This window comes from Hydrogenophaga intermedia, from assembly GCF_000723405.1.
GTDB lineage: Bacteria > Pseudomonadota > Gammaproteobacteria > Burkholderiales > Burkholderiaceae_C > Hydrogenophaga > Hydrogenophaga intermedia.
The window spans coordinates 1-20,026 of record NZ_CCAE010000051.1; the positions used below are offsets into that span (position 1 = coordinate 1).

The following is a 20,026-nucleotide window of genomic DNA, read 5'->3' on the forward strand; positions in this document are numbered from 1 at the left end:
CTCCTACGCCATGGCCAACGGCGGCGGGAAAGCCGGCATCATCGAGACCAAATTCAAGGAAGAGAACGAGACCGATCTCTTCGGGGGACAGGCCGGGCTGGGAGGGGGGGCGGGCGAGCTGGTCGTGCGACCTTTCCCAGGTCTTTATAGTCCGCGCCGGGGCGGGCGCGGGCGCCGCCACCTCTTCTTCCTTCTTGCCGCAGCCGATCAGCACGGCAGCGGCCAGCGCGCTCATCGCGGCGGCCTTGAACAGGGAACGTTTGTGGAGGTCGATCATGGGTGTCCTCGGGTGTCGACGGTTGGGTGAAACGGGCCGGGATAAGCGGTTGTAACGCTACCCCCGTAGAGTATTCAATGTGACAAGCAAATTATGAACCCGGGTAGAACGGTTTCCCGATCGACGAGGGCATGTTCACGCGGATCCAGGTGGGGTTGCGCGAGATGAGCACCAGCACCAGCACGGTGGCCACGTAGGGCAGCATGGTCAGGAACTGGCTGGGGATCTGAACGCCGATGGCCTGCAGGTGGAACTGCAGCATGGTCACGCCGCCAAACAGGTAGGCGCCCAGCAGCACGCGCGCGGGACGCCAGGTGGCGAAGGTCGTCAGCGCCAGGGCGATCCAGCCCTTGCCGGCGATCATGCCCTCCACCCACAGCGGCGTGTACACGGTGGACACGTAGGCGCCCGCCAGGCCGCACAGGGCGCCACCGGCCATCACCGCCAGCAGGCGGATGCGCCGCACCGGGTAGCCCAGCGCGTGCGCCGATTCGGGGCTTTCGCCCACGCTGCGCAGCACCAGGCCAGCGCGTGTGCGGTACAGGAACCAGATCATGCCGAGCGCAATCGCCACGCAGCCGTAGACCATGGGGTGGTGGCGGAACAGCGCCGCGCCGATCAGGGGGATGTCGGCCAGCACCGGGACGGACCAGCGCACCTGCTCGGGCAGCGTGGCCTGCACGTAGCCGGTGCCTGCGAAGGCCGAGAATCCCGCGCCGAACAGGCTGAGCGCCAGCCCCGTGGCGTACTGGTTGGTATTGAGCCAGATCACCAGCACACCGAAGACGGCCGCCAGCAGCGCGCCCGCCCCCATACCCGCGAGGAAGCCCAGCCAGGTGCTGCCCGTGTGCACCACGGTGGCGAAGCCGGCCAGCGCGGCGCACAGCATCATGCCCTCGGCGCCCAGGTTGACGATGCCGGCCTTCTCGTTGATGAGCAGGCCCAGCGAGGCGATGGCCAGCACGGTGCCCGCGTTGAGCGTGGCGGCGATGAGCAGTGCGTAGGACTCCATGGCTCAGCCTTTCTTCCAGCGCAAGCGGTACGCGATCAAGGTGTCGCACGCCAGCAGCGAAAACAGCAGCAGGCCCTGGAACACGCCGGTGATGGACTTGGGCAGGCCCAGGCGCGATTGCGCGAGCTCACCCCCGATGTAGAACATGCTCATCAACACCGCCGAAAACACGATGCCCACCGGGTGCAGCCGCCCCACGAAGGCCACGATGATGGCCGCGAAGCCGTAGCCGGCCGGCACGTACGGGGTGAGTTGGCCGATGGGGCCAGCCACCTCGAAGGCGCCGGCCAGACCTGCCGCGCCGCCCGAGGTGAGCAGCGCCACCCACAGCGCCTTGCGCGACGAGAAGCCAGCGTAGCGCGCGGCCATGGGCGCCAGTCCGCCCACGGTCTGTGCGTAACCCGAGACGGTGCGGAACAGGAACAGCCACACGCCCGCCACGCCCAGCAGCGCGAACACCAGGCCGATGTTCACGCGCGAGCCGTCCATCAGCCGCGGCATCTGCGCCACACGCTCGAAGGTCCTGGTCTGCGGAAAGTTGTAGCCACCCGGGTCTTTCCATGGACCATAGACGAGGTAGTTGAGCACCTGCACCGCCACGTACACCAGCATCAGGCTCACCAGGATCTCGTTGGCGTTGAAGCGGTCGCGCAGCAGCGCGGTGATGCCCGCCCACAGCATGCCGCCCAGCATGCCGGCCAGGATGACCGCCGGCACGATCCACACGCCCGTGTTCTTGTCGGCCAGCAGCGCCACGCCGCCCGCGAACACCGCGCCGATGATGTACTGCCCTTCGGCGCCGATGTTCCACACATTGGAGCGAAAGCACACTGCAAGGCCCAGCGCGATGATCAGCAGCGGCGTGGCCTTCACCAGCAGCTCGGAGATGGCGTAGGTGTTCTTGACGGGTTCCCAGAAGAACACCTGCAGGCCCCGCACCGGGTCCTTGCCCAGCACCTCGAACAAGGCGATGCCGATGAGCACGGTGATGGCCAGCGCCAGCAACGGTGAGGCGTAGCCCCACAGCTTCGATGGCTGGGGACGGACTTCAAGCCGCAGCATGGGCGGTCTCCTTCTTATCGTTCTTCGCGGGCTCGCTCCAAAGGCCCGACATCCATTCGCCGATGCGCTCGACGGTGGCGTCCGCCCGGTCCAGGCTGGGCGACAGGCGCCCCTTGGCGATCACGTGCAGGCGGTCGCTGATCTCGAACAGCTCCTCCAGCTCCTCGCTCACCACCAGCACGGCGCAACCCGCGTCGCGCAGCGCCAGGATCTCCCCGCGGATCTGCGCCGACGCGCCCACGTCCACGCCCCAGGTGGGCTGGCTCACGATCAACAGCTTCGGCTTCGCCTCGATCTCGCGCCCGACAATGAACTTCTGCAGGTTGCCACCCGACAGCGACTTGGCCGCCGCGTCCGGCCCGTTGGCCTTGACCTTGTAGCGCGCGATGATGTCCGCCGCCTGCCGCCGCAGCGCGCCCACGCGGACCCAGCCGCCCGCGCCCACCGCGTCGCGCCGCGACAGCAGCAGGTTCTGCGCGAGCGAGAGCGTGGGCACGGCGCCGCGGCCCAGGCGCTCCTCGGGCACGAAGTGCAGGCCCAGGGCGCGCCGCTTCGCCGGGCCCAGCGCGCCAGCGTCCTGCCCGCCCACCTGAACGCTGCCGGCCGGCGCGCGCACGTCCTCACCCGAGAGCGCGCGCAGCAACTCGCCCTGACCGTTGCCCGACACGCCCGCGATGCCCACCACCTCGCCCGCGCGCACCGTGAGCGCGATGTCGGCGAGCGCGGTGCCGAAGGGGTCCTCGCTGTCCAGCGTGAGCGATCGCACCTGCAGCACCGGCTCGCCCGCGTGCAGCGGCCGGTGCGTGAGTTCGGGCGGCTCGGCGCCGATCATCAGGCGCGAGAGCGAGGCGTTGCTCTCCTCGCGCGGGTCGCACACGCCCGTGACCTTGCCGCCACGCAGCACCGTGCAGGCCGTGCACAGCTCGCGGATCTCGTGCAGCTTGTGGCTGATGTAGAGGATGCTGCAGCCCTCGGCCGCCAATTGGCGCAGCACCACGAAGAGCTTCTCCACCGCCTGCGGCGTCAGCACCGAGGTGGGCTCATCCAGGATCAACAGTTGCGGGTTGGTGAGCAGCGCGCGGATGATCTCCACGCGCTGCATCTCGCCCACCGAGAGGGTGTGCACCGGGCGCTCGGGGTCCACGTCCAGGCCGTACTCGCCTGCCTTGGCGCGAATGCTCTCGCGCACCCGCGCGAGCGAGAACGACGGGTCCAGCCCCAGCCACACGTTCTCGGCCACGGTGATGGTGTCGAACAGGCTGAAATGCTGGAACACCATGCTGATGCCCAGCGCGCGCGCCTCTTGCGGGTTGCGCACGTGCACGGGCTGGCCGTTGAAGCGCACCGTGCCCTCGTCGGGCTTGGTAGCGCCGTAGATGACCTTCATCAGCGTGGACTTGCCGGCACCGTTCTCGCCCAGCACGGCGTGGATCTCGCCGGGGCGCACGCTCAGCGAGACGCCGTCGTTGGCCACCACACCGGGGTAGCGCTTGGTGATGCCCGTGAGTTCGAGTCGGAGGTTCTCTGGAGAAGTCATGCGGCCTCGGCGCGGGTGGATTCGCTCGCGCGCAGCGAGGCGGCGACGGATTTGATCTGCTCGCGCAGCCAGCGCCCCGCATTGGAGGCGTGGGTGCGTTCGTGCCAGAGCTGGTAATACATCATGCGGGGGAACTTCACTGGCGGGGTGAGGATGGTCACGGGCAGCGCGCCGACGTAGCGTTCGCAGTACTGGCGCCCGGTGGTGAGCACCAGCAGGCTGCCCGCCACCATGGCCGGGATCAGCCCGAAGTGCGGGCAGCGCGCCGTGATGTGGCGCGTGAGGCCCTGGGCCGCCAGGTGCTCGTCGATGACGCCGCGCGCGCCGGGGTGGGTGGGCGTGGGCGCGATGTGCTCGGCGCTGAGCCAGGCCTCGGTGTCCCAGCCGCGGCGCACCGCCGGGTGGTGGCTGGCCACCAGGCTCACCACCTCGTCGCCGAACAGGCGGCCCAGGTGCAGGTCGTCCGGCGGCTGGGCCCAGTTGCCGATCACCACGTCCACCGTGCCCTGGGCCAGGTGGGTGCGGTAGTCGGCGTCGCGCGACAGCGGGTGGATGTCGATGCTGGCGTGGGGTGCCTGCGCCTTGATCTGCGTGACCAGCGTGGGCAGGAACAGCGGGTCCAGGTAGTCGCTGGCAGCCAGGCTGAAGGTGTGGGTGGCGGTGGCCGGATCGAACGCGCGGGCGTCGGAGAACAGCACCTCGGCGCTGCGCAGGATGTCGGCGGCCGGCTCGATCATGCGCAGCCCGGCCACGGTGGGCACCATGCCGGCGCCCGAACGCACCAGCAAGGGGTCGCCGGCCAGTTCGCGCAGGCGCTTGAGCGAGGCGCTCACCGCCGGCTGGTACATGCCCAGCTTGATCGCCGCGCGCGACACGCTGCGCTCCGTCAGCACGGTGTGCAGCACGCGGATGAGGTGCAGGTCGATGCGCTCGAACATGGGGCCGTATTTCATGTCGGTGTCATCTGCTGTGGCATCGGATATAGGGCATTGGCGGCATACGCCCAAGCATATGACGTGCCGTGGTGGTATGGGTATGCTGGTCCGCCATGACCGTCCAGAAACAGCCCGGCCCCATGCCCAGCCAGCCCCTGACCTTCCTGCGCCGCGGCCAGCCCGTGACCCTGCCCGCCGTGCCACCCGACCGCACCCTGCTGCAGGTGCTGCGCGAGGACCTGCACTGCACCGGCACCAAGGAAGGCTGCGGCGAAGGCGACTGCGGCGCCTGCACCGTGGTGCTGGGCGAGGCGGTGGACGGACAACTGAAACTGCAGGCCGTCAACGCCTGCATCAAGCTGGCGCATTCGGTGCAGGGGCAGGCGGTGTTCACGGTGGAAGACCTGGGTGGCACCCACCCCGTGCAGGAGGCCATGGTGCAGTGCCACGGCAGCCAGTGCGGCTTCTGCACCCCCGGTTTCGTCATGAGCCTGTTCGCCCTGTACGAGGACACGGGCGGCGGCCAGGGCGTGGACCACGCCCGCGCGCAGGCCGCGCTCTCGGGCAACCTGTGCCGCTGCACCGGCTACCGCCCCATCCTGGACGCCGCCGCCCGCATGGGCGAACTGCCCTGCCCGGCCGGCGCGCGCGTGGACGAGGCCGCCGTGCTGCGCGGCCTGCGCACCCTGGGCGGCGCCAGGCCGGATGCGCCCTACCAGCGCCCCCCCACGCTGGAGGCCCTGTTGAAAGCGCGCGCGGCGCACCCCGACGCCCAGGTGGTGGCCGGCACCACCGACGTGGGCCTGTGGATCACCAAACAGCACAAAACCTACGCCCGACTTCTGGACGTCACGGGCGCTGCCGAACTGCGCCAGGTGGAGACCTACCCACACCACATCGCCATCGGCGCGGCCGTGAACCTGACGGACGCCTACGCCGCCCTCGTGGCCGAGCGGCCTTCGCTCGCCGCCTTCGCCCACCGCTTCGCCGGCCTGCCCGTGCGCAACGCGGGCACCCTGGGCGGCAACGTGGCCAACGGCTCGCCCATCGGCGACAGCATGCCCCTGCTGATCGCCCTGGGCGCCAGCGTGGTGCTGATGCGCTGGGACCCGAAGCGCCGCGCCATCGCCCACCGCGAGCTGCGCCTGGAAGACCTGTACACCGGCTACCGCCAGAACGTGATGCGGCCGGACGAACTGCTCTGCTGGATCAAGGTGCCGCGCCCCGCGCCGGGTGAATGGCTGCAGGTCGACAAAGTGAGCAAACGCTTCGAGGATGACATCTCCGCCGTCTGCCTGGCCGTGAAGCTGCGCATCGAGGACGGCGTGGTGCGCGAGGCCAGCATCGGCGCTGGCGGCGTGGCTGCCACGCCGACGCGCGCGGCGCGGACCGAAGCCGCGCTGCTGGACCAGCCCTGGAACGAAGACACCGTGATGTTCGCCAGCGCCGTGCTGCGCGACGAGTTCCGCCCCATCAGTGACATGCGCGCCAGCGCCGACTACCGCCGCGCGGTGCTGGGCAACCTGCTGCGCCGCCACTGGCTGGCGCACCAGGGCCAGCGCGGCCTGCGGCTGGAAACCCTGGATCTGGAGGCCCTGGCATGAACGCCCCCGACACCGCCTTGCTGCAGCAGCAGGCCCCCACCGCCACCGGCGTCTCGCGCTTCCACGAAAGCGCCCGCGCCCAGGTGGCCGGCGCCGCCACCTACGTCGACGACATCCCCGAGGTACGCGGCACCTTGCACGCCGCGCCGGTGTGCTCGCCCGTGGCGCACGGCCGCCTGAGCGGCTTCGACACCGCCGCCGCGCTGGCCCTGCCCGGCGTGCGCGCCTTCGTCAGCGCGGCCGACGTGCCCGGTGACCCGCTCCTCGCCGCCTTCGGCCACGACGAACCCGTGTTCGCGCAGGACACGGTGCAGTTCCTGGGCCAGGCGATGGGCCTGATCGTGGCCGACGACGTGATGACCGCGCGCCGCGCCGCGCGCCTCGTCAAGCCACGCATCGACGCCCTGCCCCCCGTGCTCACCGTGCACGAGGCACACGAACGCAAGAGCTACGTGCTGCCCCCCGTGCACGTGGCGCGCGGCGACGCCGCCGCCGCCCTGGCGCGGGCCCCGCACACCCTGGACGGCGAGTTCGAGGTCGGCGGCCAGGAACACTTCTACCTGGAAGGCCAGATCGCCTACGCCCTGCCACTGGAGCAGGACCAGTGGTGGATTCACAGCAGCACCCAGCACCCCGGTGAGGTGCAGCACTGGGTGGCGCACGCGCTGGGCATTCCCAACCACGCGGTCACGGTGGAATGCCGGCGCATGGGCGGTGGCTTCGGTGGCAAGGAAACGCAGGCCGGCCACCTGGCCGTGTGGGCCGCACTGGCTGCACGCAAGACCGGCCGGCCCGTCAAGCTGCGCCTGGACCGCGACGACGACTTCATGCTCACCGGCAAGCGCCACCCCTTCGCCTACCGCTACCGCGTGGGCTTCGACGACAGCGGCCGCCTCAGCGGCCTGCGCATCGCCATGCTGGCCAACTGCGGCTTCAGCGCCGACCTCTCCGGCCCCGTGGCCGACCGCGCCATCTTCCACTGCGACAACGCCTACTTCCTCGAAGACGTCGCCATCGACTCCTTCCGCTGCAAGACGAACACCCAGAGCCACACGGCGTTTCGCGGCTTCGGCGGGCCGCAGGGCGTCATCGCCATCGAGCGCATCCTCGGCGACATCGCGCGCCATCTGGACATCGACCCCCTGCAGGTGCGCCTGCGCAACCTCTACGGCGTGGGCGAGCGCGACCAGACCCATTACGACATGACGGTGGAGGACAACATCCTCGAACCGCTCATGACCACGCTGGCGCGCACATCGGGCTATGAAGAACGCCGCGCCGCCATCTGCGCCTTCAACGCCAGGAGCCCGGTCATCAAGAAGGGCATCGCCATCACCCCGGTGAAGTTCGGCATCAGTTTCACCGCCACGCTGTTCAACCAGGCCGGTGCGCTGGTGCACGTGTACACCGACGGCAGCGTGATGGTGAACCACGGCGGCACCGAAATGGGCCAGGGCCTGAACACCAAGGTCGCGCAGATCGTGGCCGACGAATTGGGCGTGCCCTTCGAGCGCGTGATCGCCACCGCCGCCGACACCAGCAAGGTGCCCAACGCCAGCGCCACCGCCGCCAGCAGCGGCACCGACCTGAACGGCCGCGCCGCGCAGTTCGCCGCGCGCCATGTGCGCGACAACCTCGCCGCCTTCGTTGCCGGCCTGGACGGCTGCGGCGCGGGCGCGGTGCGCTTCGTCAACGGCGAGGTCATCACGCCCAAGAGCGCGCGCCGTTTCGAGGACGTGGTGCACGCCGCCTACGCCAACCGCATCCAGCTCTGGAGCGACGGCTTCTACCGCACGCCCAAGATCCACTACGACAAGGTGACGATGAAGGGCCGGCCCTTCTACTACTTCGCCTACGGCGCGGCCGTCAGCGAGGTGGCCATCGACACCCTCACCGGCGAGAGCCGCGTGCTGGCCGTGGACATCCTGCACGACGTGGGCCACAGCATCAACCCGGCCATCGACATCGGCCAGATCGAGGGCGGCTTCATCCAGGGCATGGGCTGGCTCACCACCGAGCAACTGGTGTGGAACGACAAGGGCTACCTGCAGACCCACGCGCCCAGCACCTACAAGATCCCCACCGCGGGCGACCTGCCGCCGCGCTGGAACATCGCCCTGTGGCCCGAGGCCAACCGCGAAGACAACGTGCACGGCAGCAAGGCCGTGGGCGAGCCACCCTTCATGCTCGCGATCAGCGTGTACGAGGCGCTGCGCGACGCGGTGGCGCAAGCCGGGGGCGACCCCGAGGCGATGCACGCGCCGGGGACGGCGGAAGAGGTGTTGCGGGCGCTGGGGGGCTGAATGCCTGCGCAAGGCAGGTGATCAGCGGCCCTTGTCCCCGTACCGCGGCGTGGGCTCCGCAATCAACACCTCGGCGGGAATGCCCAACCCCTGGTGCAGTCGTCGGATCATGGGCAAGGTCAACGGTCGCTTGTGCGCAAAGACCTCATACACGCGGTTGCTGCGCCCGATCAGGGGCTCCAGGTCTTTTACGGTCAGCCCGGCCTGATCCATGCGGAAGCGGATCGCCTCCACCGGATCCGGCGGCAACACGGGGTAGTGCTTGCGCTCGTGCGCTTCGATGAGCGTGAGCAGCGCCTCGAAGTAGGCGCCTTCCTCGCTCTGAGGGTCGGGCTCCTCGACGGCATCGAAGAAAGCCTCGGCACGTTTGAGCGCCGCGCGGTAGTCCGCCTCGGTGCGGATGGGGTTCAGGGTCATGTCGGTCTTGCTCATGGGTCCATCTCCACCGTGTAGGCGTCGATCGCGTCGTACTGGGCATGCGTGCCCACGAACTTCACGTATATCGCCTGAAACCGGTACGCCACCGCAACGACCAGGCGGTAGTCGTTGCCCTTGATGTTGAACACCACGCGCCGGTTCTTCAGGACACTGGCGCTGCGGAAATGCGCCTTGATATCGGCCGGCTGCTGCCAATTCGCCGCTTGCGCTTCCTCCAGCCAGGCTCTCAAGGCCTGCTCGGCGTCGCGATGCTCCGCCTTCTCCCAGAAATCCTTCAACGTCGAGACGGCGATGACACGCATGGAACAGAGTCTAGTCCCAATTTGGGACCATCACAAGACACATCAGCCCGTTGGGGCTGATGCGAGGCCGTGAGCGCCCTTGGCACAATGCCCGGTCCATGAGACCTTTCCTCCCCGACTGGGCCCACCCCTGGGTCGAAGCCATCACCATCGCCCTGCAGGTCGTCCTGATCATCCTGTTCGCGATGCTGCTGCGCTCGCTGCTGCACCGATTCGTCACCCGCCTCGCTGCCGAGAAGAAGCTGCCGCTGGACTTCACCGTCGGCAGCAAGCGCCTGGTCACCTTCTTGCTGACCGGCGCGGCGCTGCTGTGGATCCTGGACCGCATGGGCGTGTCGGCCGGGGTCATCTGGGCCGGCTTCACGGGTTTCGTCACCGTGGGCGCCATCGCCTTCTTCGCCGCCTGGAGCGTGCTCTCCAACATCTTCTGCTCGGTGCTGATCTACACCACGCGCCCCTTCGGCCTGCACGACCACATCGAACTGCTGGAAGGCGGGGACAAGCCCGGCCTGGCCGGTGAGGTACTGGACATCAACCTCGTCTACACCACGCTCAAGGAAGACCCGGTGGATGGCCAGGAGCCCACGCACCTGCGCATCCCCAACAGCCTGTTCTTCCAGCGCACCACGCGCCTGCGCAAGAGCCAGATGCCCGTGCTCGGTTCGTTGCTGGACTGAACGGCCGCTCGGCTGCCCCGTAAAGGGCGTTACCGAGTTGTTTCCATTCCCCTACCTGAGACACCTCCGGTTACAGGCACCCCCGGACCGCGTTCTAGATTGCGCTTACCGAAGCAAAGGAGTGAGCGAATGGACAAGTCAATGATCAAAGGCGTGGTGATCGGCGGGATCGCCATGGTGGTGCTGGGTGCCGGCGCCGTGGGCGGTTACCAGACCCTGGCCAAGCCCAAGGAGGCCCAGGTGCTGTCCGTCAAGGAAGTGATGACCACCGTGAGCACGCCGCGCGAGGTGTGCGAGAACGTGGCCGTGCAGCGCCAGGCGCCCGTGAAGGACGAGCACCGCATCGCCGGCACCGTGGTGGGTGGCCTGGCCGGCGGCCTGCTGGGCAGCACCATCGGCAAGGGCTCGGGCAAGACCGTGGCCACCGTGGCCGGCGCCGCGGCCGGCGGCTACGCGGGCAACCAGGTGCAGAAGAACATGCAGAAGAACGACACCGTGACCACCACGGAGCGCCGCTGCCGCACGGTGAACGAGAAGTCGCAGAAGCTCTCCGGCTACGACGTGACCTACCGCCTCGACGGCCAGGACGCCACGGTGCGCACCTCGTTCAAGCCCGGGGCCACGCTGCCGGTGAAGGACGGCAAGGTCGATACGACGGCACCGTCCGGCGCCTGAGCGCGCTCAGCGCATCGAGTGCAACCCGATCATGTTGCCTTCGGTGTCGTTCACCAAGGCGATGTAGCCGTACTCGCCGATGGACATCTTGTCCTTGAAAACCTTGCCCCCGTGCGAGGCGGCGCGAGCGGCCTCGACCGCGCAGTCGTCGCAAGCGAAGTACACGATCGTGCTGTTGCCGCCCGAGGGCATGCCGTCCATCTGCACCAGCGCGCCGGGCGCGCCGTAGCTTTCCATGGACGAGGGAAAGGCCCACATCTGCATGCCATCGCTGGCGGTGGGGTCGCCCAGCGGCGCGAGCGTTCCCTGGAACACAGCCTCATAGAAGGCCTTGGCGCGGGGCATGTCCTGCACGTAGATCTCGAACCAGCCGATGGGGTTGGTCTTCATGGCGTCTCCTTTCGTTCGGGCGGTTGCGCAGGGGGCCACTATGACGCAAACCCTGGTCGCCCGGGGGCATCGCTGGCATGCTTGCTGCATTCGGGACTGGCCAGTGAGCGCGTACCACCACACCATCGACGACCAGGTCTGGCGCTTTCGCGACCTGCGCGAGCTGATGGCCAAGGCCACGCCAGCGCGCTCGGGCGACGCACTGGCCGGGCTGGCCGCCGCGTCGGCTGTGGAGCGCATGGCCGCACGCCTCGCACTGGCCGACCTGCCCTTGCGCCGCTTCCTCGACGAGGCGCTGATCCCCTACGAGCGCGACGAAGTCACCCGCCTCATCATCGACACGCACGACGCCACGGCCTTTGCACCGATCGCGCACCTCACGGTCGGCGGCCTGCGCGACTGGTTGCTCGACGAGCGCACCACCAGCGAGACCCTGGCCAGCGTGCGCCCGGGCCTCATCCCCGAGATGGTGGCCGCCGTGAGCAAACTCATGCGCAACCAGGACCTGATCGCCGTGGCGCGCAAGTGCCGCGTGGTCACCGCCTTTCGCAACACCATCGGCCTGCCGGGCCGCCTGGCCGTGCGCCTGCAGCCCAACCACCCCACGGATGACCTGCGGGGCATCGCGGCCAGCGTCATCGACGGTCTGCTGTACGGCTGCGGCGACGCGGTCATCGGCGTGAACCCGGCGAGCGACAACATCGGCGTGCTCACGCAACTGGTGCACCGCCTCGGCGACGTGGTGGAGCGCCTGCAGATACCCACGCAGACCTGCGTGCTCACGCACGTCACCAACACGCTGCGGATGATCGAACATGGCGCGCCGGTGGACCTGGTGTTCCAGTCCATCGCGGGCACCGAGGCCGCCAACGCCAGCTTCGGCGTGAACCTGGCCCTGCTGACCGAGGCGCGCGAGGCGGCCTTGTCGCTCAAGCGCGGTACGGTGGGTCACAACGTGATGTATTTCGAGACCGGCCAGGGCAGCGCGCTGTCGGCCGATGCGCACCACGGTGTGGACCAGCAGACCTGCGAGGCGCGCGCCTACGCGGTGGCGCGCGCGTTCGATCCGCTGCTCACCAACACCGTGGTCGGCTTCATCGGGCCGGAGTACCTGTACGACGGCAAGCAGATCACCCGCGCGGGCCTGGAAGACCACTTCTGCGGCAAGCTGCTGGGCGTACCGCTGGGCGTGGACGTCTGCTACACCAACCACGCCGAGGCCGACCAGGACGACATGGACAACCTGCTCACCCTGCTGGGCGCGGCGGGCGTGAACTTCGTGATGGGCGTGCCCGGGGCCGACGACATCATGCTCAACTACCAGAGCACCTCCTTTCACGACGCGCTCTACCTGCGCCAGACGCTGGGCCTGCGCCACGCGCCCGAGTTCGAGGCCTGGCTGCAGCGCATGCACATCCTCGACGACGGGGGCCGTCTGCTGGCCGCAGGCGCGCAGCAGGCGGCGCTTGCGCGCCTGCAGCAACTGGGGCTGACCGCATGAGCGAGTCGCCCCGCGTGCCCCCCGACCCCTGGCACCACCTTCGCGAGCACACGGCCGCGCGCATTGCGCTCGGCCGCTCGGGCGCCGGCCTGCCCACCGACGAACTGTTGCGCTTCGGCCTGGCTCACGCCCAGGCGCGCGACGCGGTGCACCTGGCACTGGACGTGGCCGCGCTGACTGCGCGCCTGCGGCCCCTGAATCTGACCACGCACGCGGTGCGCAGCGCCGCCACCGACCGGGCGAGCTACCTGCTGCGGCCCGACCTGGGGCGCCGCCTGCACCCCGACGACGCGGCGCGTCTGCGCGACCTGTCCCGCCCCGAAGGCTGCGACCTGCTCATCGTCATCGGCGACGGCCTGTCCGCGCAAGCCATCGAACGCCAGGCGCCACCGCTGCTGGAGGCCGTGCTGAGCCAGGCCCCACCCGATTGGTCCCTCGGCCCGCTGGTGATCGCCACGCAGGCGCGCGTGGCGCTGGGCGACGAGGTCGGCGCCGCGCTCGGCGCCCGTCTGGTGGCCATGCTCATCGGCGAGCGTCCCGGGCTTTCCTCGCCCGACAGCCTGGGCATCTACCTCACCTGGGCCCCGCAGGCGGGCCGCCACGACGCGCAGCGCAACTGCATCTCCAACGTGCGGCCCGAAGGCCTGCCCCCGTCCGCGGCGGCCACGCGTCTGTGGTGGCTGTGCCGCGAGGCGCGGCAGCTGCGGCTCACTGGCGTGGAACTGAAAGACCGCAGCGATCAGCCGCTACTGTCCCAACGGTCGCGCGACTGAGGCGCGATGGGACTACACTCGCGCCCATTGCTCCGGGGTGCACAGACATTGGTCTGGCGCTGAGATGGCCACCTGGCCGAACCCGTGAACTTGATCCGGCTAGTACCGGCGAAAGAAGAGCGCATGCCGAGGTGAACGGCATGTCGGGCCCACCGCCTCATGGCGGCTTGGCGCATCTGACATGAAGCCACCAACGCGGTCCTCCGGAGCAACCACCGCCGTGTGTTTGCTTGGCCCACAGGAGACCGCCCCATGAACGCCCCCGACAAATTCGCCCCGCTGCTCACGCTCACGCGCGAGCCCTTCCCCGCTTCCAACAAAGTCTTTGTGCCGGGCACGCTGCCGGGCGTGAACGTGCCCATGCGCGAGATCGCGCTCACCAACGGCGAGCGCGTGACGGTGTACGACACCTCCGGCCCCTACACCGACCCGACGGTGACGATCGACGTGAAGCAGGGCCTGGCACCGGTTCGCACGGCCTGGATCGAATCGCGCCGCGACACCGAAACGTACGAAGGCCGTGTGCGCCAGGCGCTCGATGACGGCGTGAAGCACGAAGCGCCGAATTCGAGTTCGGTCGAACGCATCGAAACGCTGCGCGCCGAGGCCGCGGCCCTGCAGCGCACACCTCGCCGCGCCAAGCCCGGCGCCAACGTCACCCAGATGCACTACGCGCGGCAAGGCATCGTCACGCCCGAGATGGAGTACATCGCCATCCGCGAGAACGGCAAACGCGAGTGGATGCGCGAGTACCTGGGCGACGCCGAGCGCGAAGCGCGCCTGCGCGGCAACCCCATGGGCGCGCGCATCCCCGACCTCATCACGCCCGAGTTCGTGCGCGAAGAAGTCGCGCGCGGGCGCGCCATCATCCCGGCCAACATCAACCACCCCGAGCTCGAGCCGATGATCATCGGTCGCAACTTCGGCGTGAAGATCAACGCCAACATCGGCAACTCGGCCGTTACTTCCAGCATCGAGGAAGAGGTGGAAAAACTCGTGTGGTCCATCCGCTGGGGCGGTGACACGGTGATGGACCTGTCCACCGGCAAGAACATCCACACCACGCGCGACTGGATCGTGCGCAACTCGCCCGTGCCCATCGGCACCGTGCCCATCTACCAGGCGCTGGAGAAGGTGGGCGGCGTGGCCGAAGACCTCACCTGGGACATCTTCCGCGACACCCTGATCGAGCAGGCCGAGCAGGGCATCGACTACTTCACCATTCACGCGGGCGTGCGCCTGCCCTTCATCCACCTCACCACCAAGCGGCGCACCGGCATCGTCTCGCGCGGCGGCAGCATCCTCGCCAAGTGGTGCATCACCCACCACAAGGAGAACTTCCTCTACACGCACTTCGAGGAGATCTGCGAGATCATGAAGGCCTACGACGTGAGCTTCTCGCTGGGCGACGGTCTGCGCCCGGGCAGCGGCGCCGACGCGAACGACGAAGCCCAGTTCGCTGAGTTGCGCACGCTGGGCGAGTTGACGCAGATCGCCTGGAAGCACGACGTGCAGACCATGATCGAAGGCCCCGGCCACGTGCCCATGCATTTGATCCAGGCCAACATGGACGAGCAGTTGAAGCACTGCCACGAAGCGCCCTTCTACACGCTCGGCCCGCTCACCATCGACATCGCACCCGGCTACGACCACATCGCCTCGGCCATCGGCGCGGCCATGATCGGCTGGATGGGCACGGCCATGCTCTGCTACGTCACGCCCAAGGAACACCTGGGCCTGCCCGACCGCGACGACGTGAAGCAGGGAATCATTGCCTACAAGATCGCCGCGCACGCGGCCGACATCGCCAAGGGCCACCCGGGGGCCCGCGCGCGCGACGACGCCATGAGCAAGGCGCGTTTCGAATTCCGCTGGCGCGACCAGTTCGCGCTCGGGCTCGACCCGGACACGGCAGAGGCCTACCACGACGAAACTCTGCCGAAGGACTCGAGCAAGGAGGCGCACTTCTGCAGCATGTGCGGGCCCAAGTTCTGCTCGATGAAGATCACGCAGGACGTGCGCGACTACGCCGAGCAGAAGGGTCTGGCCGAGGCCGAGGCGCTGCAGCAGGGCATGGCCGAGAAGTCGGCGCAGTTCAAGGCCGTGGGCGGCGAGTTCTACGTGCCGATCGACACCTTGAAGAAGGGCTGAGGATGGCGCGCATCGGCATCGCGGGCGCGGGTGTGCTGGGGCGACTGCTGGCCTGGTGGCTGGCGCGCGACGGGCACGACGTGACCGTGTTCGACCCGGCCGACGGCCCGCTGCCGCCCGTGCCGGGCCGCGTGGCGCCCGCGCATGGGCGGCCCCACGCAGCGGGCTTCACGGCCGCGGGCATGCTCAGCCCGTTGGCCGAGCTCGACGGTGCCGAGCCCGCCGTGGCGCGCCTGGGCTGGCGCTCGCTGCCGCTGTGGCGCGCCATCGGCCAGCACCTGCGCGAAGGCGGCGCGCCCGAGTTGGTGCGCACCGAGGGCAGCCTGTTGCTGGCGCACGGCAGCGACCGGGGCAGCGCGCAGCGCACGCTGGCGCGCCTGAGCGCCGTGGCCGACGCGCCCGCGCCGCAACCGCTGGACGCCGCCGCGCTGCGCGAACTGGAGCCCGCGCTGGCCCCCGGCCTGCTGGCCTGGCTGCTGCCCGGCGAAGGCCAGTTGCTGCCACGCGAAACCCTGCAGGCCCTGGCCGAACAGGCCGACGGCGTGCGCTGGCGCTGGAACGCACGGGTGGACACGGTGCACCCGGGCGGCCTGCAACTGGCCGACGGCAGCGGCTTTGCGGCGGACCTCGCCATCGACACACGCGGCCTGGGCGCGCGGCCCGAGGTGGCGTTGCGCGGCGTGCGCGGCGAGGTGGTGTGGCTGCACGCGCCCGGCGTGCGCCTGCAGCGGCCCGTGCGGCTGCTGCACCCGCGCCACCGCGTGTACCTGGTGCCGCGCCCGGGCGATCGTTTCGTCATCGGCGCCAGCGAGATCGAAAGCGAGGACCGCTCGTCCGTGAGCCTGCGCAGCGCGCTGGAGCTGATGTCGGCCGCGCACAGTGTGTTACCGGAACTGGCCGAGGCGCGCATCGATCACCTGGAAACCAACCTGCGCCCCGCGCGCGCCGACCACCTGCCCTGCGTCGAACACGCGCCGGGCCTGCTGCGCATCAATGGCCTGTTCCGCCACGGCTGGATGATCGCGCCCGCACTGGTGCAGGACGCCCTGGCCGCCGCGGGCTGGGCGCGCAACGGAGAATCCCCGCCATGACAGAGACCACCCCCACCGTTCGCCTGAATGGCCGCGAACTGCCCTGCCCGCCCGGCACCACGCTGCAGGCCCTGCTGGAGCGCGAAGGCTTGCGGCCCGAGCGCGTGGCCACCGCGCTCAACGCGCGCTTCGTGCCGCGTGCCGCGCGCGCCGACACTGCGCTGCAATCGGGCGACGAGGTGAGCACCTTCGAAGCCATCGTCGGGGGATGAACATGGACACCAGCGCATCGACAACCCCGACCTGGACGGCCTACGGCGAAACGCTCACCTCGCGCCTGATGCTGGGCACCGCGGGCTACCCCTCGCCCACCGTGCTGCGGCAGGCACTGGACGCCAGCGGCGCGGGCGTGGTCACCGTGGGCCTGCGTCGCATGGTCGCGGGCGACGGTGGCGACAACGCCTTCCTCAACGAGCTGCTGCCGCCGCTGCGCGCGCGCGGCGTGCGCCTGCTGCCCAACACCGCCGGCTGCCGCAGCGCACGCGAGGCCGTGGCCCTGGCGCACATGGCGCGCGAGCTGATGGACACGCATTGGATCAAGCTGGAAGTGGTGGGCGACGAGCACACCCTGCAGCCCGACCCCTGGGGCACGGTGGAGGCCGCCGCCGAACTCGTGAAGGCCGGCTTCGCGGTGTTCCCCTACTGCACCGACGACCTCGTCACCTGCCAGCGCCTGCTGGACGCCGGCTGCGAGCTGCTGATGCCCTGGGGCGCACCCATCGGCTCGGGCCAGGGCCTGCTCAACCCCTGGGCCCTGCGCACGCTGCGCGCGCGCCTGCCGCAGGTGCCGCTGGTGGTGGACGCCGGCATCGGCGCGCCCTCGCACGCCGCTCTGGCGATGGAGCTGGGCTTCGACGCCGTGCTGCTCAACTCCGCCGTGGCGCACGCGCGCGATCCCGTGGCCATGGCGCGCGCCTTCGGCGACGCCGTGCGCGCGGGCCGCCTGGCCTTCGAGGCCGGCGTGATGGCGCCGCAGGACATGGCCATCGCCAGCACCCCCGTGTCGGGAAGGCCTATGCTGCTCGGATGACTGAGATGACGGACACCCCTTCCACTGGGCTCACTGGACTCACCCTCGACACCGCGCTGCGACTCGACGCGGCCGAGGCCGCGCGGCGCCTGGGCCACCAGCCCGGCTCGCTGTCCGTGCCAGAACTGGCGCGCGCGCTGCGCGACAGCGGCGCGTCGGCCGTGGTGATCACCGGCAACCCGCACGACTGGCTGGACACGCCGCACGCCACCGGCTGGCTCACGCGGCCCCGCACCGGGCCGGCCGACCACGCCGAACGCTTCGAGCGCGCTCGGCGCGCGGGCTGGGTGGTGGCCGACGCCGCCGTGCTCGCGCGCCTGCCCGATGGCGCGGGCGCGCTCGACCTGCCCGTGCTGTCCGTGGACGATCAGCCCCTGCCCTGGGTGGCGCCGCTCGGCGTGCCGCACGCCTGGGGCGTCTATGCCATCGTCGACAGCGCCGAGCGCGTGCGCGCCTGCGCCGAGGCCGGCGTGGGGCTGGTGCAGTTGCGCATCAAGGCGCGGCGCGACGACCCGTCCGTGGAGCCCGAGATCCGCGCCGCGCTCGACGCGGTGCGCGCGGCGCGCGGCACCACGCTGGTGGTGAACGACCATTGGCGCACGGCGTTGAACCTGGACGCGCCCGCGTTGCACCTCGGTCAGGAAGACTGGTTGGCCCTGCGCCCCACCGAACGCACCACCATCGCCGCCGCGCAGGCGCGCGGCCTGCAACTGGGCATGAGCTCGCACAGCCTGTGGGAGCTGTGCCGCGCGCGCGGCGCGGGGGCCGACCTCATCGCCTGCGGGCCGGTGTGGCCCACCACCACCAAGGACATGCCCTGGCACGCCCAGGGCCTGGACAACCTGGCCTGGTGGGTGCGCCTGGCGGGCCGCCCGGTCATCGCCATCGGCGGAGTGCTGGCGCCCGAGCAACTCGAGCAATGCGCCGCCACCGGCGCAGCCACCGTGTGCGTGGTGCGCGGCCTGGGCGACGACCCGCGCGCCACGCTGCCGCGCTGGCAGCGCGCCTGGGACGCGGGGCAGGCCCTGCCCCGACGCCCCACGCCCGCGTGGCCGCACGCCACGCTGGCGGCGGACTGACGGCCGGCTCAACAGCCTTCAGCGGCCTTCAATGGCCTTCAATGGCCTTCCACGCGCCCAGCCCTCAGAAGGCGTGCCGCAGCCCGATGTCCAGCCCGCGCGAGGACTGGTTCGCCGCCGTGGTGGAGCCGTTGAGCGCGTAGCCCGCGCCGCCCTTGTTGCTGACGTGCGCGAAGGTGGTGTAGACCGCCGTGCGCTTGGACAGGTTGTGCACGTAGCCCACGGCCAGTTTGCGCGTCTCGGGCTCCAGCCCGGTCTCGCGCTTGTAGCTGCCGTAGGACGCGCGGACCTGCCCCACGCCCACGCGCCACTCCACGCCGGTCTGGATGCCCTTGCCCTTGATGCCGCCCAGTCGCTCGTCGGCGAAGCCCAGCGCGTAGGTCACGGTGCCGAAGTTGTAGGTGAAGCCGTAGTTGCGCGGGCGCGAGTCGTTGCCCAGCTGCTTGAGCTTGCCGGTGGCGAAGGCCACGTTCCACGGGCCCTGCGCCCAGCCCAGGCGCACGCCCTGGTAGTCGCCATCGTCTTCGTTGGGCGTGCCCTGGGCGTTCTCGCCCCAGGCGATCATCGCGTTGCCGTACAGGCCGCCCAAGGTGCCCGCGGGCAGGTGGTAGGCGATGCTGTTGGACGCGCGAATGCCCGCAGGCGTGGAGGACGTGACGCCCAGCAGCGCCATGATGGCGGTGCCCACCCCGGCGTTGCCGAAGCTGTCGAAGGTGTTCATGTTGCTGTAGCTGGGCACGTAGTCGCGGCCCAGGCGCAGCTCGCCCCAGGGGCTGAACAGGCTCAGCGTGGAACGGCGGTTGAAGGTGAGCCCCTGCGCCGCGCCCAGGCTGGGGGCGCCGGCCTGGTTGTTGGCGTTGCTGGCCATGCCCGCGCCGTTGTCGGTGAGGATGCCGCCTTCCAGCACGAAGCCGGCCGACCAGCCGCCGCCCAGGTCTTCCACGCCGCGCACGCCGATGCGCGTGGTGGTGTTGCCCGAGTGCGTGAGCTGCGTGCGGTCGGTGAGGCTGCCCTGGCCCACGGCGACCAGGGTGTCGAGCACGCCGTACAGCGTGACCGAGCCCTGCGCGGACGCGGTGGCCGACAAGGCCAGCAGGGGCACACCCAGCAGTGCCATCTTGTGTTTCTTCATCGAATGTCTCCTCATTGGTTGGGGGTGGGTGGGGAATAAAAAGCGGGCGGTTGGGGG

Annotated in this window: 19 protein-coding genes, 1 pseudogene and 1 riboswitch; of the genes and pseudogenes, 11 read left to right on the forward strand and 9 right to left on the reverse strand. The window is 69.9% G+C overall.

Translation table 11 applies throughout. From position 1 onward, the window contains the following. From BN948_RS27590 to BN948_RS20710, 5 genes and pseudogenes are all read right to left on the reverse strand, one after another. Positions 1-277 (reverse strand): annotated as a pseudogene (locus BN948_RS27590) (hypothetical protein); the annotation flags it as partial. Between the two features lie 91 nt (positions 278-368). Then, positions 369-1,289 (reverse strand): ABC transporter permease, encoded by a 921-nt coding sequence (locus tag BN948_RS20695; RefSeq protein WP_009517908.1) that lies wholly within the window; start codon positions 1,287-1,289, stop codon positions 369-371. 3 nt (positions 1,290-1,292) lie between these two features. Continuing rightward, positions 1,293-2,351 (reverse strand): ABC transporter permease, encoded by a 1,059-nt coding sequence (locus tag BN948_RS20700; RefSeq protein WP_009517907.1) that lies wholly within the window; start codon positions 2,349-2,351, stop codon positions 1,293-1,295. Then, on the reverse strand, positions 2,338-3,888 hold the full coding sequence (locus BN948_RS20705) for an ABC transporter ATP-binding protein (RefSeq protein WP_009517906.1): 1,551 nt from the start codon (positions 3,886-3,888) through the stop codon (positions 2,338-2,340). The genes BN948_RS20700 and BN948_RS20705 overlap by 14 nt, the downstream gene beginning before the upstream one ends. After that, on the reverse strand, positions 3,885-4,841 hold the full coding sequence (locus BN948_RS20710) for a LysR family transcriptional regulator (protein WP_009517905.1): 957 nt from the start codon (positions 4,839-4,841) through the stop codon (positions 3,885-3,887). The genes BN948_RS20705 and BN948_RS20710 overlap by 4 nt, the downstream gene beginning before the upstream one ends. A gap of 95 nt (positions 4,842-4,936) precedes the next feature. On the opposite strand from BN948_RS20710, the gene xdhA reads away from it, so the two are divergent. Further along, a complete protein-coding gene (xdhA, locus tag BN948_RS20715) occupies positions 4,937-6,427 on the forward strand; it encodes a xanthine dehydrogenase small subunit (protein ID WP_009517904.1) in 1,491 nt (496 codons plus the stop codon). Next, positions 6,424-8,730, forward strand: a complete 2,307-nt coding sequence (gene xdhB / locus BN948_RS20720) for a xanthine dehydrogenase molybdopterin binding subunit (RefSeq protein ID WP_009517903.1) — start codon at positions 6,424-6,426, stop codon at positions 8,728-8,730. The genes xdhA and xdhB overlap by 4 nt, the downstream gene beginning before the upstream one ends. A 21-nt stretch (positions 8,731-8,751) precedes the next feature. Here xdhB and BN948_RS20725 read toward each other — a convergent pair whose 3' ends face one another. Further along, positions 8,752-9,162: a helix-turn-helix domain-containing protein gene (locus BN948_RS20725; protein ID WP_009517902.1), complete on the reverse strand. Its 411-nt coding sequence runs from the start codon at positions 9,160-9,162 to the stop codon at positions 8,752-8,754. Continuing rightward, positions 9,159-9,470 (reverse strand): type II toxin-antitoxin system HigB family toxin, encoded by a 312-nt coding sequence (locus tag BN948_RS20730; RefSeq protein WP_009517901.1) that lies wholly within the window; start codon positions 9,468-9,470, stop codon positions 9,159-9,161. The genes BN948_RS20725 and BN948_RS20730 overlap by 4 nt, the downstream gene beginning before the upstream one ends. A gap of 98 nt (positions 9,471-9,568) precedes the next feature. On the opposite strand from BN948_RS20730, the gene BN948_RS20735 reads away from it, so the two are divergent. Together BN948_RS20735 and BN948_RS20740 are read left to right on the forward strand one after the other, a co-directional pair. Continuing rightward, on the forward strand, positions 9,569-10,147 hold the full coding sequence (locus BN948_RS20735) for a mechanosensitive ion channel family protein (RefSeq protein WP_009517900.1): 579 nt from the start codon (positions 9,569-9,571) through the stop codon (positions 10,145-10,147). A 129-nt stretch (positions 10,148-10,276) separates the two neighbouring features. After that, positions 10,277-10,822, forward strand: a complete 546-nt coding sequence (locus tag BN948_RS20740) for a glycine zipper 2TM domain-containing protein (RefSeq protein ID WP_009517899.1) — start codon at positions 10,277-10,279, stop codon at positions 10,820-10,822. Positions 10,823-10,828: 6 nt separating this feature from the next. Here BN948_RS20740 and BN948_RS20745 read toward each other — a convergent pair whose 3' ends face one another. Next, on the reverse strand, positions 10,829-11,212 hold the full coding sequence (locus tag BN948_RS20745; RefSeq protein ID WP_009517898.1) for a VOC family protein: 384 nt from the start codon (positions 11,210-11,212) through the stop codon (positions 10,829-10,831). Between the two features lie 166 nt (positions 11,213-11,378). Here BN948_RS20745 and BN948_RS20750 point away from each other — a divergent pair, with 166 nt between their 5' ends. The 7 genes from BN948_RS20750 (at position 11,379) to BN948_RS25850 (ending at position 18,837) form a co-directional block, all read left to right on the forward strand. Next, positions 11,379-12,713 (forward strand): ethanolamine ammonia-lyase subunit EutB, encoded by a 1,335-nt coding sequence (locus tag BN948_RS20750; protein ID WP_236953944.1) that lies wholly within the window; start codon positions 11,379-11,381, stop codon positions 12,711-12,713. Beyond that, complete coding sequence (eutC, locus tag BN948_RS20755) at positions 12,710-13,486, forward strand: ethanolamine ammonia-lyase subunit EutC (protein ID WP_009517895.1); 777 nt, start codon at positions 12,710-12,712, stop codon at positions 13,484-13,486. Before BN948_RS20750 ends, eutC begins: the two co-directional genes overlap by 4 nt. Before the next feature lie 23 nt (positions 13,487-13,509). Next, positions 13,510-13,620, forward strand: a riboswitch (TPP riboswitch). Positions 13,621-13,738: 118 nt separating this feature from the next. After that, entirely contained in the window at positions 13,739-15,637 is a 1,899-nt protein-coding gene (gene thiC, locus BN948_RS20760; RefSeq protein ID WP_009517894.1) for a phosphomethylpyrimidine synthase ThiC, read from the forward strand. Between the two features lie 2 nt (positions 15,638-15,639). Beyond that, positions 15,640-16,728 carry an FAD-dependent oxidoreductase gene (locus BN948_RS20765; RefSeq protein ID WP_009517892.1) on the forward strand — a complete coding sequence of 363 codons (1,089 nt, stop codon included), beginning with the start codon at positions 15,640-15,642 and terminating at the stop codon, positions 16,726-16,728. Then, positions 16,725-16,940, forward strand: coding sequence for a sulfur carrier protein ThiS (gene thiS, locus BN948_RS20770; RefSeq protein WP_009517891.1), 216 nt, complete (start codon positions 16,725-16,727; stop codon positions 16,938-16,940). Before BN948_RS20765 ends, thiS begins: the two co-directional genes overlap by 4 nt. 2 nt (positions 16,941-16,942) lie before the next feature. Next, positions 16,943-17,758, forward strand: a complete 816-nt coding sequence (locus tag BN948_RS20775; RefSeq protein WP_009517890.1) for a thiazole synthase — start codon at positions 16,943-16,945, stop codon at positions 17,756-17,758. Between the two features lie 5 nt (positions 17,759-17,763). Beyond that, entirely contained in the window at positions 17,764-18,837 is a 1,074-nt protein-coding gene (locus BN948_RS25850; RefSeq protein WP_050980648.1) for a thiamine phosphate synthase, read from the forward strand. Positions 18,838-18,901: 64 nt separating this feature from the next. Here the strand turns inward: BN948_RS25850 and BN948_RS20785 are convergent, their stop codons facing one another. Next, positions 18,902-19,969 (reverse strand): porin, encoded by a 1,068-nt coding sequence (locus tag BN948_RS20785; protein ID WP_009517888.1) that lies wholly within the window; start codon positions 19,967-19,969, stop codon positions 18,902-18,904. Positions 19,970-20,026: the final 57 nt, after the last annotated feature.

Excerpts from the sequence above, each read along its gene's own strand:
- BN948_RS20695 (WP_009517908.1), bottom strand. The coding sequence starts at position 1,289 with ATGGAGTCCTACGCACTGCTCATCGCCGCCACGCTCAACGCGGGCACC.
- BN948_RS20700 (WP_009517907.1), bottom strand. The coding sequence starts at position 2,351 with ATGCTGCGGCTTGAAGTCCGTCCCCAGCCATCGAAGCTGTGGGGCTAC.
- BN948_RS20705 (WP_009517906.1), bottom strand. The coding sequence starts at position 3,888 with ATGACTTCTCCAGAGAACCTCCGACTCGAACTCACGGGCATCACCAAG.
- BN948_RS20710 (WP_009517905.1), bottom strand. The coding sequence starts at position 4,841 with ATGAAATACGGCCCCATGTTCGAGCGCATCGACCTGCACCTCATCCGC.
- xdhA (WP_009517904.1), top strand. The coding sequence starts at position 4,937 with ATGACCGTCCAGAAACAGCCCGGCCCCATGCCCAGCCAGCCCCTGACC.
- xdhB (WP_009517903.1), top strand. The coding sequence starts at position 6,424 with ATGAACGCCCCCGACACCGCCTTGCTGCAGCAGCAGGCCCCCACCGCC.
- BN948_RS20725 (WP_009517902.1), bottom strand. The coding sequence starts at position 9,162 with ATGAGCAAGACCGACATGACCCTGAACCCCATCCGCACCGAGGCGGAC.
- BN948_RS20730 (WP_009517901.1), bottom strand. The coding sequence starts at position 9,470 with ATGCGTGTCATCGCCGTCTCGACGTTGAAGGATTTCTGGGAGAAGGCG.
- BN948_RS20735 (WP_009517900.1), top strand. The coding sequence starts at position 9,569 with ATGAGACCTTTCCTCCCCGACTGGGCCCACCCCTGGGTCGAAGCCATC.
- BN948_RS20740 (WP_009517899.1), top strand. The coding sequence starts at position 10,277 with ATGGACAAGTCAATGATCAAAGGCGTGGTGATCGGCGGGATCGCCATG.
- BN948_RS20745 (WP_009517898.1), bottom strand. The coding sequence starts at position 11,212 with ATGAAGACCAACCCCATCGGCTGGTTCGAGATCTACGTGCAGGACATG.
- BN948_RS20750 (WP_236953944.1), top strand. The coding sequence starts at position 11,379 with ATGGCCAAGGCCACGCCAGCGCGCTCGGGCGACGCACTGGCCGGGCTG.
- eutC (WP_009517895.1), top strand. The coding sequence starts at position 12,710 with ATGAGCGAGTCGCCCCGCGTGCCCCCCGACCCCTGGCACCACCTTCGC.
- thiC (WP_009517894.1), top strand. The coding sequence starts at position 13,739 with ATGAACGCCCCCGACAAATTCGCCCCGCTGCTCACGCTCACGCGCGAG.
- BN948_RS20765 (WP_009517892.1), top strand. The coding sequence starts at position 15,640 with ATGGCGCGCATCGGCATCGCGGGCGCGGGTGTGCTGGGGCGACTGCTG.
- thiS (WP_009517891.1), top strand. The coding sequence starts at position 16,725 with ATGACAGAGACCACCCCCACCGTTCGCCTGAATGGCCGCGAACTGCCC.
- BN948_RS20775 (WP_009517890.1), top strand. The coding sequence starts at position 16,943 with ATGGACACCAGCGCATCGACAACCCCGACCTGGACGGCCTACGGCGAA.
- BN948_RS25850 (WP_050980648.1), top strand. The coding sequence starts at position 17,764 with ATGACGGACACCCCTTCCACTGGGCTCACTGGACTCACCCTCGACACC.
- BN948_RS20785 (WP_009517888.1), bottom strand. The coding sequence starts at position 19,969 with ATGAAGAAACACAAGATGGCACTGCTGGGTGTGCCCCTGCTGGCCTTG.